Raw genomic sequence first — 15,353 nt, 5'->3', positions numbered from 1 at the left:
CATCATTATTTATTTTTGGCTGTTTCGTTCAACCAAAACAGTTTGCCGATAACGTAATAGTATTCTGTACAGTTTATATAACGGCGCTTTTTAATACTGTTTCTCAAATTATCAGTTGCTTTTCATACATCAATGGATACTTATCGACTATGAATCTAGTGGCGGTTATCAACAGCCGGTCCGATATGACCGACAAAGCAGTGGTTTATCATTTTTTATCGACACAAAGTTATTGGGCCAAAGATATTCCTTACGATATTTTTGAAAAATCCCTGAAAAACTCTCTTTGTTTTAATGCGCTGTTCAATGATCAACAAGTTGGCTTTGCGCGAGTCATTACTGATTACGCAACCTATGGTTATCTTGCTGATGTGTTTGTACTTGACGAGTTTAGAGGCAAAGGAATAAGCAAGCAGCTTATGCGAGCCATTATTGAACATCCCGAGCTTCAACGTTTGAGAAGAATCACTCTGGCAACCTCTGACGCTCATGGGCTGTATCGGCAATTCGGATTTACCCAGCTGGAAACACCTGAAATATTTATGGAAAAACGGAACCTTTCGATCTATCAGCAGCTGAAGCAGAATAAAACGAAAATATCCTAGTATAAAGGTGATCAGAATCTGTCAATACCTTGCAATAACCTGTCTAATGTTATGGGTTTCACCGGGGAAAAGGGTAATGCCTTTTCCCGTATTTGCCGCCTCAATGCACACCATCTCCCGATAACCATGATCCGGAAAATCAGCCATTGCTCTTGCTTTACTAATCCATGGATTCCACACAACAGTACTATTAGCATTGAATTGCGATATCGAGATTTTCGGATTACCACTTTCCAGAATTTTAAACTCCTGTTGAGAAGACTTGTAGATTCGATCCGTTTCTCCGACAAATTTTATCGTATTGTGTTGTCTCTCGGTCGAATGACTTAGCTGGTCCAGATACTCACTCTGAGTAAAACCGCTAAGCTCAACTTTTTCAATTTTTTCAACTGAAAAATAACTATGAATAGCCTCAGAGTATGAGAATGGGATTTCACCTGTATTATTTGTTTCCAAGTCCACGATCAATTTGTCAGATAACTTTATTGTCAATGTTAGTCGGAATGAATAAGGCCAAATGGAAAGCGTGCCATTATTTTCGTTTAGATAGAGCTTGATGATTAGCGCTCCGTCATCATCTTCGGCAGTAGATTCCACTTCAAACCTTGAACAACGCGCGAAACCATGCTGCGGTAACTCCGGAAAACTCTCTTTCCTGCCAAACCAGGGCCAGCATAAGGGAATACCGCCGCGAATAGCTTTTGATTCGGTAAACTCTGCCTGGTTGCTTAACCAAAGCAAGTCATTTGCCGCTTGTCGGTAACGGGTAATATGCGCACCATGTAAATAGACCTCGAGATAATCATCATTTCGACAAAGACAAACTTTCGTTAATTCACCATTTCCCTTTTCAAAAAATAGTTTCGATGGAATAGCAAACTGCTTATTCAACTGTTGAATATCCAAATTGGTCTCCTTTGTTCCCGGGTATCGAAATAATTAAAAATTGTTTACCGGTCGCGTCGATGCATTATATCTTAGTTTGCTCCACTGAGAATGATTAGTATGATACGTTTCATTCCATCATGTTCAGAATGCTTTGAATGTGACTTCAACCTAAATTTTCGGGATTTTACATGGATATTCAACTCGCAACTAAAGAATCAGAACTGACTGAGATAGCGCAAGTTATGTTACAGCTCCGTCCTCAATACAGCCTTGAATCTCTTATCAAACAGATAAAAAAGCAAATGAATTCCGGTTATCAGGTCGCCTACCTGGTCGAAAAAGATAAGATTAAGTGTGTCGCAGGATTTGTCATTGCTGAAAAATTTGCCTGGAAGAAGCACCTCTATGTTGATGATCTGGTTACCGATGAGTCCTCGCGTTCAAGCGGTGGGGGTAGAGCCATGCTAGCGTGGCTAAAGAGTTATGCGCGTGATGCCGGCTGTTCTCAGCTTCATCTTGATTCAGGTGTACAAAAATTTGCAGCACACCGGTTTTATTTACGTGAAGGCTTCATTATTGCCAGCCATCACTTTTCAATTACAAACCTCTAAGTAAAAAGGGGGGGGCTGTAAGCCACCCCCTAGAGCAATAAACACTTTTATCAGTTTTAATCAACTTCTAGAAAGTAATCTTCCAGCTGTCGATATAGCCGGTGTCACGGCTTGCTCTGTCTCTTACTCTAAGATTCCAGGTACCGTTTGAATCTTTGCTGCCGACATTTACCGAGTAGGTTTGATTGATATTATCTGCGCTACCACCACTTCGATTATGCAGGTTGTAAACAGTACCGTCAGGGTGAATAAGATCGACAATTAAATCACCGATGTATGTATGAACGATATTGACATCTACGCTAACCGTACCGGAACTCCCTGATCGGGTAACACTAATTGGACTGGTAATACCGGTAGAGTTGTTATCTGGAATACTGTAATTTCCAGTATTCTCAAAGCTTCCGCCTGAACTACCTTCGGTATAAGTACCTGTCAAGGATACCCCGCTAAAACTAGAATAACCATTCAGCATGACATAGTAGGTACCCGACTGAATGTTATCAATATTACAGGTCTCGTTGTTACCATTTTTCCACGGCCGACAATCATAGTTTGAAGTAGTCGGCTTGGCACCAAACTTCACATAAAGATCAGCATCGCCACTTCCACCACTGGTAACAAATGAAAGACTATTCGCTGTTGCTGGTACCTCCAGGGTATAGTGAATCTGGTCACCTTTAGCACCGGACAAATTAGAAACGGCCTGTCCGTTAGTCAATTTATTATCGCCGGGAGGAGGAGTTCCGTCGCCCTTGAAGCTAGCCATAGTTGCAGCCGTCAGATTTAGCACTCTCGCATTATCATTGCTGTGAGTCGTTCCCATGGCTACACCACCGCGAGTCTTATTTGGGTTTGACCACCAGTTAATTCGCGTACAACCGCCAGAACAGTTATAAGCCATTACCGTGCGCCAACCGCCACTACCGTACTGATAACCATGTCCAAATGCATAAGGAGTGTCGGTTGGATCATTTTCTGGATTGTGACGAGCAGCTTGCAGGTGTCCGACTTCGTGACCGAAAGAATAGTAACCAGTTGCGCAACCATGATAAACGGCAGCAAAAGCTGTTGAGGAGCTAGCGCCTATTGCAGACGCCAAGCCGCAATAATCATTCACATTGGTAATGATTACCGCAACATCAGCACCATACTGATCCCGCTTACCGTGAACCTCATCCATAACACCGTCATTGTTATTTCTGAAATAACTCAAATCGGTATCAAAATTTCGTTCGCTATAATTTACCTGATAGGTGTGAACCAAAGTCATGGTTGCATCAACACCAGAGTTTTCGTAACCAGTATTTGTTTCTGCAACCGCAAGTTCGATCAAACCCTGCATATCCGATACCTGGTTTTTCGCAGCTGCTGTATAAGCCACCAGAATTTTAATATCTGGCGCATTCGCGCTTGCCTGCGGAGCAATTGAGTCAAAGTTCAGTTGATTGATTTGAGCTGACTGATCGGCGGTCTGCTCCAGTACTTGCATTTCACCAGGAGGGTGATCTTCTGGCATTTTGGACTCATCGACACGAATAATCTGGTGAAGTCCGTTCTTCTTTGGAAAGATTTTAAAAAGTTGCCCATCAACTCGAACAGAACCGGTGATACCGCTAGCTCGCTGTATCAATACCGCTTCATTTTGTATTCGACTCGAAGGTGTATGAAGACTCCCTTGTAATTCACGCTGACCTTTCCACACAAGGCTGCCCTGGCTATTGGTATGCGCGTTGTTTTTATTGATAGTGATCGTTAATCCGTCCATTAATGGAATTTCGATCTGTTGGGTAGTTGCCGACAAGACTCCACGATTAAGCTGCACATGTTGAATATTGCTTGCTTCAGCCTGAGGTTGACTCGATTGTTGGTGCTGCACTTTATTAAAAAGCGGCTCAGCTGCAAAAGCGGATAAACTCAGACCCGCAAGAGCAAAAGCCGAGACGACTCTGCCTAGTTTTAGTTTCATTAGGTTGCCTCCTGTGAAAACGAATTAATAAATTTTTTGATGTGTTATTAAGTGTTTTTTTTGCACACCAAAGAGAATGAACGCCTGTTTTTATAAGTATGTCTAAAATCCGGAACAAACAATTCTCCAGAAGGTTTTAATCGAATTGTCTGATTGTTGACCAGTTAAAATTCACACAATAAGTGTGAAATTGTCGCTAGAAAATATGGCAAATCGCAAAGCTGAATAAATCAATATTATGAGACTCGTTATAAATATATTTTTATCAGGATTTGGCCATAAATTGTCGGAATTGGAAGAATTCAAATAAGAGATAAATAGAATGATTTTTGACAAAAAAAATCATTCTATTTCGAAAATGCTGTATTGCAGCAAAAAGACTCTACGTTAAACCCTTGTTCGAACCGCAAGGAAAGTTGCCTATCAATAAAAGCAGAGATCATTTCAAAGTCGTTACCAGAAACATAAATCAGGTTTACATTTTTATCCCAGATTGAAAAAGATAGCGCGTCATAGGCATACAGCTTTTCATAACTATGCATTTACTTTATCGACATTGGTGCCAACCATGCCGAGAACAGTTGTTACTTTGAATATTTATGAATCGGGGCAATGGTAGATCTGGATTGCTGCAGAAATATGAAAGCCTTATGTCAGAATTATTAATTGAGATACGGCCAATATCGATTACCGATAAAGGAGATAGGTAAGCTGGCAGGCAAGAATGATAAGTGAAGCGATAAAAAAGATATTCATTCTGGCTTTGTTGTGATGAAATTTTGAGACCCTCTGTAGTATCCAGGTCAACAATAAGGGAATTCCTGCTGAAAGAATAAGCGCCACAAAAAATGAATTCGCCCCTTTGTGAATCAATCTAAGAATGATCATAAAAGAGAATAGAAAATTCAGGATAGCCACAAGTGGCGCTATCACCAACATGGTCGCGGCAGGTAGTTTGCGATCATTTTTCTGATCAACAATCTTACTTTGCGGTGGTGAATAAACCTGTGAAGCATTGAGATCATTTTCTTGCGTTTGTTTTTCGCTGCTCAATGTTGGCTCCGTTATTTATTCACTCATTTTCTATTTGATCACCCTGTAGTCCACAAATTGATAATCATACGGGTTTTTATCATCAGCCCGGTGTTGCACCCGAGATGTTTCTTCCAGTTGCAAATGCGAAAAGTCCGGGAATTGGGTATCTCCCTCAACATCGAGCTCGATAAAAGTCAGATAGAGTTTATCGGCATGATTGATCATTTGTGAATAGAGAAAACCGCCGCCAATAATCATGACTTCTTCGACCGCAGCAACCAGGGCGAGAGCTTCATCAATCGAGGATGCCATATCACAACCATCAAACTTCAAGCTCTCATCCCGACTAATCACGATATTTTGCCTGCCAGGAAGAGGGCGTCCAATCGATTCGAAGGTCTTTCTTCCCATAATAATCGGCTTGGCCATAGTCACTTTCTTAAAGTGCTGCAAATCCGCGGGCATGTGCCACGGCATCTGGTTGTCCTTCCCAATCACTCGATTTTTTGCCATTGCGGCAACCATTGAAATAACAGGTTTATTCATCTGAAGTATCATTCAAAATCTAGTTAGTTGACCAAATATATCTATCACACGGAAAACGGGTACTGAATTGGATCATGATGCTGGTAACCCGTTACGCTAAAGTCGTCCATGCTTACCCAGGTTTCAATATCTTTTAGCGATTTGATATCAGGATTTATATGCAACTGAGGCGGCGCAAAAGGCTCTCGCTTTAACTGCACATCTCGCATCAATTCCAATTGATCTTCGTAAATATGAGCGTTGGTAATTTTATGGTAGGCGACACCAGCCTTATGTCCGGTTATTTGTGCCATCAGAGCAAGTAAGACAAATACCTGAATCTGATTAAAGTTTAACCCTAGAGGAACATCGCAACTTCTTTGGAAGCTGGTTAAATAAAGCGTATCACCTAACAATGAAAAATTATGAGTATGCATGCAAGGTCTTAAACATCCCATGTCAAATTCACCAGGATTGTAAAAAGTCAGGATCTCAGCTCGGTCATCAACTCCATTCGACAGGTTATCAACAATTTTCTGTAACTGGTCAATTGTAGTACCATCCGGCTTGCGCCAACTTCTTCCCTGAACGCCATAAACACGCCCCATATCATCTTCGCCTTTGCGATGAGGGTTATTCAACCAGGCTTCATTTAAATTGGCATTGGCATCCCAGGTTTTGGTGCCAAGTTCGCGAAACTGTGCAGCACTGTCATAGCCTCGCAGGTAACCGATAATTTCTGCAATCGCCGCTTTCCAGTAACTTTTTCGAGTAGTGATTAATGGAAACTGGTTGGCACCTACCTGATATTCCAGGTCTGCATTAATTACTGTCAGGCAACGCTTACCGGTGCGCTTGTTCTCAACCCACTCCCCCTGATCGACGATGCGTTGGCACAGATCTAGATATTGTCTCACTTTAAACTCCTGGTGATCCGTTTAGGCTGCTTTTTCTGCAGGCTTATGATTTTTATAGGCGAAGAAAATCAGCGCAGCACCACCAATAATCATCGGCAAAGACAGTATCTGTCCCATCGACATAAACTCGGCTAACTCGCGTAAATGATCATCTGGTTCCCGCCAATATTCGACTAAAAACCTAAATGCCCCGTAACCCAGAGCAAAAACACCACTAACGGCCATTCTGGGTTTTGCTTTGCGACTGAAAAAGTAAAGAATAACAAACAGCACAATACCTTCCAGAAAACATTCATAAAGCATCGAAGGATGTCGGTAGACATCGCCGGCTCCGGGAAACTTCATTGCCCAGGGAACCTGATTAACATCAGCAACTTTGCCCCATAACTCGCCGTTAATAAAATTACCGAAACGCCCCGTAGCCAGACCAATTGGAACCATCGGCGCAAAGTAGTCAGCAATCTGAAAGAATGTCGTTTGGCTTTTTCTGGCGAAATACCAGAATGCCACTAGCACACCGAGCAAGCCGCCGTGAAAAGACATACCACCTTCATGGATTTTGAAAAGATAAGTGGGATCATCGATAAAAAAGTCGAAGTGATAAAAAAGCACATAACCTATGCGTCCCCCCAGAACGACACCAAGGAAACCATAGAATAGAAAATCACTTACCTGCTCTGCGCTATAAATACTGCCGGGCTGTTTACTGCGTGCGGTCCCCATCCACCAGGCACCTGCAAACCCCAGCAGATACATCAAACCATACCAGTTTAAAGATATCGGACCGTATATATGCCAGATTACCGGATCAAAATTTGGAAATTCCATAGATAATAAATACTTATAGTAGTGTTGTTTAAATTTTGTTATTCACGGCTCGTACTTACATACCTGCGAATAACCACCCCTGCCTGAATGAGTAAAATATCGGTTTCGCTGAAAATGCCGCTAAAACCAGTGACTATAAAGGATTTGAGCGCCGGTGAAAAACAAAAACAGCGCAAATACCTGACGTAGTCTTTTTTCCGGGATCAAATGGGCTACTTTGGCGCCCACAGGTGCAGCAAGACTGGAAAAAATGACAATTCCGAAAAATGCTGGCCAATACAGATATCCGGTTCTGTAATCCAGTTCAATAATCTGCTGCTGTCCGGAAACGGCATACCCTAGCGCACCAAACAAAGCGATTGGAAAACCACAAGCTGCGGCAGTTCCAACTGCTCTCACCACCGGTCTGCCCTTATATACAAGAAAGGGCACCAATACAGAGCCGCCACCGATCCCGATGAGCGATGAGATCATACCGGTAAAGCCTCCATAGGCAAAAAATGGCCACCGAGTTTCAGAAGGGTGCGCCTTTGGTTGATGTCCAGAAACCAGGTATAGCGCGGTTAGCAATGCTCCACTGACAAAAACCGCGATAAGAATTTTGCCTGAGAGAATTGATGCCAGCGCTGCGCCTGACAAAGTTCCGACAACGAGACCAGGCGTTGTAAGCTTGAACACTGTCCACTCAACAGCTTGCCTCTGATGGTGTGCTTTGCTGGAAAAAAGTGAGGTAACGCAAATGCAAAGTAACGAAGTACCAATAGCGATATGAGGAATGTGTTGCGACTCAACGCCTGTTATGGGCAATACCCAGACCAGCACAGGTACCACCACAAAGCCACCACCAATTCCGAGTAGTCCAGCCAGAAATCCAGCGCACAATCCCGCCAGAATAAAAAGAATGACAATGTCGATGACTCTATCTCCGTGTGCCAGGAAACAGACATTGTAACCGATCCAACTTATCAGTCGTTAAGGATAAAAAGTGAAAGAATTTCGGGTTGTCGATAGAACGATTAATTACCGGCACGCACCAGCCCGCCAAGCCCTCGTTGCTCAACAATTTTAAGCAAGTGACTCCTGATGGCGGACGCCGTTTCAAACTGACTGATATCTTCAGCCAGCTGGTTGAGTTCTTCCAGGCTAAAACGCGAAATAGCCCGCTTGACCTTGCCAAGACTTCCAATATTCATACTTAATTCCTTAAACCCCATACCGATCAACAAAATGGCGCCTAAGGGATCCGCAGCCATTTCACCACATATCTGAGGCTTTACTGCTAAGTTTTGGCACTCGCAGGCCACTTGCTTAAGCATCTGAATAACTGCAGGCTGGAAGTGATTATAGAGATTTTTAACCCTTAAATTGTTACGATCGACAGCCATGGTATATTGAATAAGGTCATTGGTACCAACCGAAATAAAATCAATATTTTTTGCCAGAGTTCTTAGCTGGAATACCGCAGCCGGTGTTTCAAGAATAATACCGATGAGCGGTTTTTGCAGACTCGAGCAGTCATCACCCAGCTCTTCTTTGACTTCTTCAAATGCCTGCTGGATTAAACGCAGACTTTCTTTTAATTCTTCATTTGTTGAAACCATAGGCAGCGCCAACTTCAGATTATCAAAGCCTACACTCGCCTTAAAAATAGCTCTTAGCTGAACCAGGAATATTTCGGGGTGATCCAGAGTAACTCGTATCCCTCGCCAACCTAAAAATGGGTTTTCCTCCTCGATTGGAAAATAATCGAGCTGCTTGTCACCACCAATATCCAGCGTTCGAATGGTTACCGGTAAGCCACGAAAATCCTGCAATAAATCACGGTATATGCAAGCCTGTACATCTTCCGAAGGAAATTGCTCAAGTTGCATAAAAGGAATTTCTGTTCGATAAAGTCCAATACCATCAGCGCCGGTCTGTCGCGCTCGATTGGAGTCAGTTCCCAGACTCGAGTTAATCATTAGCGCAATTCGCTGACCATCTTTGGTTTGGCAGGGCAGGTTATCTTCTTTTCTAATATCTTCCAGTAACTGTCGATCTTCTTCCAGCAGCTGCTGATATTGACTGACAAGGGTTTGATTCGGCGAAACATAAAGCTGACCATTATAGCCGTCGAGAATAAGTTGCTTGCCATCCACCCGGGTCAGAGGACAGGCTTCCAGTCCCATAATTGCCGGCACGCCAAGCGCTTTCGCCAGGATCGCCGCATGCGAGGTCGATGATCCCTTAATTGAAACAACTCCCACAACATCCTTTAAAGACAATTCCGCCATCATTGCAGCGGTAAAATTCTCGGCAACAACAATTGTATTAGGTTCAATCACTTTGGGTTTGTATGACGTTTTAAGCAGCTGCGCCAACACTCGGTTGGCCAGATCTTCAATATCATTCGCACGCTCTCGAAGATAAGGATCTTCCATTTGCTTAAACTCATTTAAGTGCTTTTGAATGACTTTTCGCAGCGCAGTAGCCGCCCAATAGCCTTCACGCACGACCATTTCAACTTCAGCCCCGAGGCCTTTTGAGCCGAGGATTTGCTGATAGGCATTAAATAATGACAGTTCCTGCTCGGAAACTTTCCCCTTCATTCGCCTCGACATTTTCTCGAGCTGCCGATGAGTCGCTATAACCGCCTTACCAAGTTTTTCCAGCTCTCCGTCTATGTCATCTGTTTTCCGATCGGGAATACTGTGGATATTTTCCAGCGGGAAAATCACTCTTGCGGTACCAATGGCGACCCCATCCGAAGCAGCAACACCAGGCAAAGTTCGGGAAAAGCGTTCCCCGTTATGCTCATCAAATAAATCGCTGAGCTCGCTTAAAGATAAAATGGAGGAAAGTTGCGCCGCAAGCGTGATCAGGAAAGTCTCCTCATCTCGCTCAAAATCTCTGGCCTCGCACTGCTGGATAATAATAATTCCCAGAACCTTGCGCTGGTGGATGATGGGTACTCCAAGAAAAGCATTGAAAGGATCTTCATTAGCTTCTTCAATATAGCGGAAAGCAGGATGTTCCTTGGCACAGGAAGTGCGGATAGGTTCTTCTCTTTGTCCAACCAGACCAACAATACCCTCATTGAAGCCGAGCCGAATCTGGCCGACCCCGTCCGGATTGAGGCCGCGAGTTGCCATTAATACATACTGATGAAACTGATAGTCGGCAAGATAGATAGAGCAGGACTCTACCTTGAGTGCCTGGCAGACTTGCTGGACGATGACGTCGAGTTTTTGTTGTTGCCCATCGGCCAAACTGACCGCCTGAGTCACACTACGCAACTGCTCCAGCAATAGCCGCCCTCCTCATTATGATTTCTTATCGGGGCGGTATGGCAGGTTTTCGCTATTAACAACCAAGCTAGCTGCCTTTACGACTGCTCTTCCGCCCTCTATTTTTTCTTTGACGCGCCTGAAACTCCATCATACAAGGCATCAATTCCGACAAGGCTTTTCGATAGACATCTTGTTTAAATGAAATTACCTGACGCAAGGGGTACCAGTAGTTGACCCACATAAAATGGTCAAATTCCGGGTGTCCCGTTTCATCAAAATGAATTCGCGATTCATTTGAAACCAATCGCAATAAATACCACTTCTGCTTTTGACCGATACACAAAGGATAGCTGTCTTGCCTGATATAACGATTAGGCAGACGATACTTGAGCCAACTCTTGGTTGAACCAAGAATCCTGACATCCTGTTTTGACAGGCCTATTTCTTCTGTCAGCTCACGGTAAAGTGCCTGTTCGGCAGCCTCTCCTGCATCAACCCCTCCTTGAGGGAATTGCCAGGAGTTTTGTCCTATGCGTCTGGTCCAGAGCAGATTGCCAAAATCGTTGCACACAATGATGCCGATATTGGCTCGAAATCCCTCTGAATCAATCACTTATCGATACCAATTAAATCTGTTATTAAGTTAATATAAACACACATTGCCACATTCGGCAAATTTCTTTGCTATATTGAGCGACCCGATAAGTCGAAACTTTGAATAATCCACAGAAGGATAGAAATCCAGAAAATGCAGTTATTGGTCCCGCCACCGGCAAATGAACAGGAATTAATGCATCGAGCCAGCCGACTGGCGGGGTTAACGATAGGTCAGGTGGCCTCAGCGCTCAATTTCCAGGTTCCGGAAAAGCTCACTCGAGAAAAAGGCTGGCAGGGACAATTTATCGAAGCTTGCCTTGGTGCCGACAGTGGAAGCCTCTCCCAGCCTGACTTTAACCATCTGGGAATTGAGCTGAAAACATTGCCGATAGACCATCGTGGTCGGGTTCTGGAATCAACCTATGTCTGTGTTTTAAGTTTGACCGGACAGAACTTGTTGTCCTGGGAAGACAGCCCTGTTTATAAAAAACTGAATAAGGTCCTCTGGGTGCCGATAGCAAGATGTCCCGAGGACAGCGTAATCGATTATCGAATAGCGACGCCATTTTTATGGCAAGCATCGCCGGATGATCTCGCGGTCATAAAAAACGACTGGGAAGAGGCGATGGATAAAGTCCAGCTCGGGAGGATTGATTCTCTCAATGCCAAGTATGGCGAATACCTGCAAGTCAGGCCCAAAGCGGCTAACTCAAGGGTACTCACTGAAGCAACCAACAGTCGCGGGGAAACCATAGAAACGTTGCCAAGGGGCTTCTATCTGCGCCCTAAATTTACCCAAAGACTGCTGGAGACTTACCTCAAGATCCGTTAGCCAATCAACAATGCTTACCTACAAGTTAACCACATTCTTGTCCATCGAAAAAACTGCCGATCACTTTATCCAGATGATCTGAAACCTTGTTGTCATTGCCTATGGTGAGACGACTGAAACCGACAAAAGGGTTTGTTTTAATGGCATTGATAAACACTGCCTTTTGTTCAGCACTCAAATCTTTTCTCAAAAAACGCTGACTGAATTCAATAGCTTGTTCACGAGTTTTTGAAGGTTTGGAAATCTGACCGTAAACGGTAAAGGGCCCACCCTTTTTAATGCCCGAAGGACCGATACCGACATTTATCAAGGTTAATAGATGCCCATCAGGAAGCTGAATTTCGATCTGGCTTTCGTCAAGTTGTGCAACAGGCTTCCAGTCCCTTAGTGGTTTGAGCGAGAGATCCACATCGGCCAGTCCCGGAATGCCAATGAAAACTCTTTCACCGAATCCTGCAATTTTTCCCAGAAAATAACTTTCATCGACAACGGCAACGGTATTATTAAAACAGAAATGGTTCAGACCAAGTGTATCTGCAGTTAACGAGACTTCTTCATTTTCTTTTTGATTAACGAATGGCGTAATATCCAGTACTAAATTGCCACCTTTAGTTTTTTCACTAATGACCAGTGAGGATGCACCCGGAGGAACGATACTAACCGACTGCCTGAAAACATTTTTTTGTCCGCTTTCCAGCCAATGTTCTCCGCCGCTAACGCCTTCACTTTGCCAATAGTAGGTTTTAAGCTGATTATCTTTAGATAGTCGTAATTCCAGATTCCAGTAGCCGCCGGGGAGTTCTCTTTTTTTGTTTGAGTGAATCTCTATCATTTCTTCGTTAAAAATCTGAAAATTTGCGAGCAACTGTGTTCCTTTTTCTGAATTGGCAGGGACAAAATATAAGTTTGCTTTCGCGTAAAATCCTTCGTTCTTAGTTTCTTTCGCATTAATAGTTGCCGATGAAAAAAAACAAAAATTAATCAGTATTAAACACCACATTTTTTTATTCATTAATTATCTCCATTAGGGTAACTGAATTGGTTTTAAGCATTCCTGGTGCTCTCATTCCATAATAGGTAGATAATTGAGGTTCGGGATTTTGTGCATTAATTGCGTAATTTTTTTTCGTTTGAGCGAACACTTCACTTTTAGAGGAAAGTTCAGACTCAACAAAGCGTTGATTTAAAAACCATACATTGGTGCTCACAGAAAGCATCAATGCAACGGCGAGCCCCCAACGCCAACTGATTCCATGACTTTCTCTACTAGTTGTTCTTTCTAGTTTACGAATTAACTCCATGTTTTTTCGATAATAGTCTTCACTCGGTTCAGCAATTGATAGTAACTGCAGACGTTTTTCAAATTCTGAAAGTGAGTCTTTGTTAGTCATTTTCCAACCTCGCTTTTAATTGCTGAACACCACGACGATAGTGGGAGCTGACGGTATTAATGGACATATCACACAGTTCCGCTATTTCAGCAAAAGTTAATTCTCCAAAGATTTTCATAATAATGATTTGTTGTTGCACCCCCGACAACATATCAATCTCTCTTGCTACATTTCTGGCAAAAAGGCTTGAGTGTTCGTCATCGACCACAGCTTCTAGATATTCCGGCTCAAACTCAACCAGACGCTGCCTTTGCTGTACTTTAAACAGCGCTTTATTGCGAACACTCTTGAATAAATAGGCTTTGAGATCCTGAGGCTCGATTCCAACCTCGGCAACCGCCACCAGCGCATCATGAATCGCATCTTCTGCAGAGGCTCTTTCCTTGGTGATCGATACCGCCAGAGTAAACAGTTGGCGGTGATAGAAATCGAATAATTTTCCTAACTCATTAAAACGCATCTTTGTCGTATTTTTATTTTTTCATTCTTACTAGAGGTTTGAAACGAGTATTTTTGTGCAAAATTTGAAAATTATTTTTAACAGCGTCACTGGTTTGAGCGAATGATAATCTCTAGTACTGATCTTTGGCACCATCTTTGGGCAGTGGCACCATGGAAGAAATGAGAAAGCCTGCCACCAGTGAAATCCCGATCACGGCAACGTCAAATGCGATCTCCAGACCATGGATAATGTCTTTTTCAACCAGAGCCAGAATACTACGATAGCCAACCGAGCCAGGCACCAGAATAATAAACCCGGGCATCATAATCATGGCACCCGGCAAGTTGAATAATCTTCCGGCTAACTTGGCCATCAGGCCGATAGTGATAGCGCCGCAAAAAGCGCCCAGTGACGAGCCGAGCAATTGCGACGCAAAATAAACACTGGTAAATGCCGACAGAGCGGCGATAAGGAACCAGACAGCATCCTTTGCTCTGGCCCTAAATAGAGGGACCAACCCCAGAGCTGCGATCGCTGCGGCCAGCCAGATGGACCATAGCGGTACCGGTTCAACGCTGCCGACTGTAAAGTCAAAACCAAGATAACGCCCAAGTTCAACACCAAGCGCGCTCCCAAAAGCCAGCTGGATAAAGACCGTCGCCGCTCCGGTGAGCCTGGCGGTACCGGAAACCATGTTGTGGGTAGCCAGCTCAGCCATAGCAATTGTCAACGATAGTCCGGGCAATAAGATAATCAGTCCGGAGATGACGACCACAGATACAGCAAGAGGATAGGGCGCAAATAGCTCAATAGCAAAAGCCATCAAAGTGGCTACAAAAGCACAAAATGAAGGCAAAAGGTGATCCAGAAGCGGACGATTTCTCGATGCCTGAGCCAGGCCTCCGACCACCAGCCCAATTCCTGCAGCGGAAAGCATTTCACCGACGCCTCCCGAAAAAATACGTGCGATACAGGCAGAAACCACGGCAAAAGAAAGGACTTCTATCCAGGCAGGGAACGGTGGCTTTGAGTGTGAAACCGCTTTTAATGCTTCTGCTCCTTCTTTACTGGAAAGTTCTCCGTTAATCACTCTTTGAGCAATTTGTGTAGTCTGTGTCAGCTTTTGCAAATCGACTTCTCCCGGCGCGACACGTATCAGATAGGTTTGTGGCTCAGCATCGGGAGGCAATAACGTCATCGAAATCGAAGTCGGAAGTGACATACACTGGATGCCGTAGTCCAGCGCCTGGGCACAACCATTCATAGTATTTTCGAGCTCATAGGCAGGAAGACCATATGTGTGCAGTGCTTTTGAAAGTCGTAGCAGAAAGCCTACCGGTTCGGTACGTTTAGGCGCATGTGGAACCTTGTCCAGAGAGCGCGTTTCGGTGGCTAAAGCGTCGGAAAACTGGGTCATTAATATCGTCTTTTCAAATTGTTGCTG

At 43.8% G+C, this 15,353-nt stretch carries 17 protein-coding genes; 3 read left to right on the top strand and 14 right to left on the bottom strand.

Annotation, left to right across the window (positions count from 1 at the left end; all coding sequences use genetic code 11):
• The first annotated feature begins 149 nt into the window (after positions 1-149).
• Positions 150-605, top strand: a complete 456-nt coding sequence (locus tag IYN84_RS14625) for a GNAT family N-acetyltransferase (protein WP_196139981.1) — start codon at positions 150-152, stop codon at positions 603-605.
• Between the two features lie 21 nt (positions 606-626).
• On the opposite strand, the gene IYN84_RS14620 is transcribed toward IYN84_RS14625, so the two are convergent.
• The gene (locus tag IYN84_RS14620; RefSeq protein WP_196139980.1) at positions 627-1,511 is read right to left on the bottom strand and encodes a D-hexose-6-phosphate mutarotase; all 885 of its coding nucleotides are present in this window, start codon (positions 1,509-1,511) and stop codon (positions 627-629) included.
• 170 nt (positions 1,512-1,681) lie between these two features.
• Between IYN84_RS14620 and IYN84_RS14615 the strand changes: the two genes are divergently transcribed.
• Positions 1,682-2,104 (top strand): GNAT family N-acetyltransferase, encoded by a 423-nt coding sequence (locus tag IYN84_RS14615; protein ID WP_196139979.1) that lies wholly within the window; start codon positions 1,682-1,684, stop codon positions 2,102-2,104.
• A gap of 67 nt (positions 2,105-2,171) precedes the next feature.
• On the opposite strand, the gene IYN84_RS21585 is transcribed toward IYN84_RS14615, so the two are convergent.
• The 9 genes from IYN84_RS21585 to rppH form a co-directional block, all read right to left on the bottom strand.
• Positions 2,172-4,073, bottom strand: coding sequence for a proprotein convertase P-domain-containing protein (locus tag IYN84_RS21585; RefSeq protein ID WP_196139978.1), 1,902 nt, complete (start codon positions 4,071-4,073; stop codon positions 2,172-2,174).
• Between the two features lie 347 nt (positions 4,074-4,420).
• Positions 4,421-4,615 carry a hypothetical protein gene (locus IYN84_RS14605; protein ID WP_196139977.1) on the bottom strand — a complete coding sequence of 65 codons (195 nt, stop codon included), beginning with the start codon at positions 4,613-4,615 and terminating at the stop codon, positions 4,421-4,423.
• Positions 4,616-4,760: 145 nt separating this feature from the next.
• A complete protein-coding gene (locus IYN84_RS14600; protein ID WP_196139976.1) occupies positions 4,761-5,126 on the bottom strand; it encodes a hypothetical protein in 366 nt (121 codons plus the stop codon).
• 30 nt (positions 5,127-5,156) lie between these two features.
• Positions 5,157-5,654, bottom strand: a complete 498-nt coding sequence (gene folA / locus IYN84_RS14595; protein ID WP_210330518.1) for a type 3 dihydrofolate reductase — start codon at positions 5,652-5,654, stop codon at positions 5,157-5,159.
• 44 nt (positions 5,655-5,698) lie between these two features.
• Positions 5,699-6,550 carry a thymidylate synthase gene (locus IYN84_RS14590; RefSeq protein ID WP_196139975.1) on the bottom strand — a complete coding sequence of 284 codons (852 nt, stop codon included), beginning with the start codon at positions 6,548-6,550 and terminating at the stop codon, positions 5,699-5,701.
• A 21-nt stretch (positions 6,551-6,571) separates the two neighbouring features.
• Positions 6,572-7,378: a prolipoprotein diacylglyceryl transferase gene (gene lgt, locus IYN84_RS14585; protein ID WP_196139974.1), complete on the bottom strand. Its 807-nt coding sequence runs from the start codon at positions 7,376-7,378 to the stop codon at positions 6,572-6,574.
• 120 nt (positions 7,379-7,498) lie between these two features.
• Positions 7,499-8,260 (bottom strand): sulfite exporter TauE/SafE family protein, encoded by a 762-nt coding sequence (locus IYN84_RS14580; RefSeq protein ID WP_196139973.1) that lies wholly within the window; start codon positions 8,258-8,260, stop codon positions 7,499-7,501.
• 134 nt (positions 8,261-8,394) lie between these two features.
• Complete coding sequence (ptsP, locus tag IYN84_RS14575; RefSeq protein WP_196139972.1) at positions 8,395-10,665, bottom strand: phosphoenolpyruvate--protein phosphotransferase; 2,271 nt, start codon at positions 10,663-10,665, stop codon at positions 8,395-8,397.
• A gap of 67 nt (positions 10,666-10,732) precedes the next feature.
• Positions 10,733-11,260 carry an RNA pyrophosphohydrolase gene (rppH, locus tag IYN84_RS14570; RefSeq protein ID WP_196139971.1) on the bottom strand — a complete coding sequence of 176 codons (528 nt, stop codon included), beginning with the start codon at positions 11,258-11,260 and terminating at the stop codon, positions 10,733-10,735.
• Positions 11,261-11,395: 135 nt separating this feature from the next.
• Between rppH and mutH the strand changes: the two genes are divergently transcribed.
• Positions 11,396-12,076: a DNA mismatch repair endonuclease MutH gene (gene mutH / locus IYN84_RS14565; RefSeq protein WP_210330516.1), complete on the top strand. Its 681-nt coding sequence runs from the start codon at positions 11,396-11,398 to the stop codon at positions 12,074-12,076.
• 25 nt (positions 12,077-12,101) lie between these two features.
• On the opposite strand, the gene IYN84_RS14560 is transcribed toward mutH, so the two are convergent.
• The 4 genes from IYN84_RS14560 to IYN84_RS14545 all read right to left on the bottom strand — a co-directional run bounded on the left by IYN84_RS14560 (position 12,102) and on the right by IYN84_RS14545 (position 15,326).
• Positions 12,102-13,088 (bottom strand): hypothetical protein, encoded by a 987-nt coding sequence (locus IYN84_RS14560; protein WP_196139970.1) that lies wholly within the window; start codon positions 13,086-13,088, stop codon positions 12,102-12,104.
• Positions 13,081-13,467 (bottom strand): hypothetical protein, encoded by a 387-nt coding sequence (locus IYN84_RS14555; protein WP_196139969.1) that lies wholly within the window; start codon positions 13,465-13,467, stop codon positions 13,081-13,083. Before IYN84_RS14555 ends, IYN84_RS14560 begins: the two co-directional genes overlap by 8 nt.
• Positions 13,460-13,927, bottom strand: coding sequence for an RNA polymerase sigma factor (locus tag IYN84_RS14550; RefSeq protein WP_196139968.1), 468 nt, complete (start codon positions 13,925-13,927; stop codon positions 13,460-13,462). Before IYN84_RS14550 ends, IYN84_RS14555 begins: the two co-directional genes overlap by 8 nt.
• Positions 13,928-14,039: 112 nt before the next feature.
• Positions 14,040-15,326, bottom strand: a complete 1,287-nt coding sequence (locus tag IYN84_RS14545; protein WP_196139967.1) for a threonine/serine exporter ThrE family protein — start codon at positions 15,324-15,326, stop codon at positions 14,040-14,042.
• Between the last annotated feature and the right edge of the window lie 27 nt (positions 15,327-15,353).

Source organism: Aliikangiella sp. G2MR2-5 (genome assembly GCF_015687155.1).
Classification (GTDB): domain Bacteria; phylum Pseudomonadota; class Gammaproteobacteria; order Enterobacterales; family Kangiellaceae; genus Aliikangiella.
The sequence above is the reverse complement of the archived record's forward strand: the minus strand, read 5'-3'. Positions and strand labels throughout refer to the sequence as shown.

What these genes read in the sequence shown, in the direction of transcription:
- IYN84_RS14550 (WP_196139968.1), bottom strand. Translation starts at nt 13,927, where the DNA reads ATGCGTTTTAATGAGTTAGGAAAATTATTCGATTTCTATCACCGCCAA.
- IYN84_RS14555 (WP_196139969.1), bottom strand. Translation starts at nt 13,467, where the DNA reads ATGACTAACAAAGACTCACTTTCAGAATTTGAAAAACGTCTGCAGTTA.
- IYN84_RS21585 (WP_196139978.1), bottom strand. Translation starts at nt 4,073, where the DNA reads ATGAAACTAAAACTAGGCAGAGTCGTCTCGGCTTTTGCTCTTGCGGGT.
- folA (WP_210330518.1), bottom strand. Translation starts at nt 5,654, where the DNA reads ATGAATAAACCTGTTATTTCAATGGTTGCCGCAATGGCAAAAAATCGA.
- lgt (WP_196139974.1), bottom strand. Translation starts at nt 7,378, where the DNA reads ATGGAATTTCCAAATTTTGATCCGGTAATCTGGCATATATACGGTCCG.
- IYN84_RS14560 (WP_196139970.1), bottom strand. Translation starts at nt 13,088, where the DNA reads ATGAATAAAAAAATGTGGTGTTTAATACTGATTAATTTTTGTTTTTTT.
- IYN84_RS14545 (WP_196139967.1), bottom strand. Translation starts at nt 15,326, where the DNA reads ATGACCCAGTTTTCCGACGCTTTAGCCACCGAAACGCGCTCTCTGGAC.
- IYN84_RS14625 (WP_196139981.1), top strand. Translation starts at nt 150, where the DNA reads ATGAATCTAGTGGCGGTTATCAACAGCCGGTCCGATATGACCGACAAA.
- mutH (WP_210330516.1), top strand. Translation starts at nt 11,396, where the DNA reads ATGCAGTTATTGGTCCCGCCACCGGCAAATGAACAGGAATTAATGCAT.
- IYN84_RS14615 (WP_196139979.1), top strand. Translation starts at nt 1,682, where the DNA reads ATGGATATTCAACTCGCAACTAAAGAATCAGAACTGACTGAGATAGCG.
- IYN84_RS14605 (WP_196139977.1), bottom strand. Translation starts at nt 4,615, where the DNA reads ATGCATAGTTATGAAAAGCTGTATGCCTATGACGCGCTATCTTTTTCA.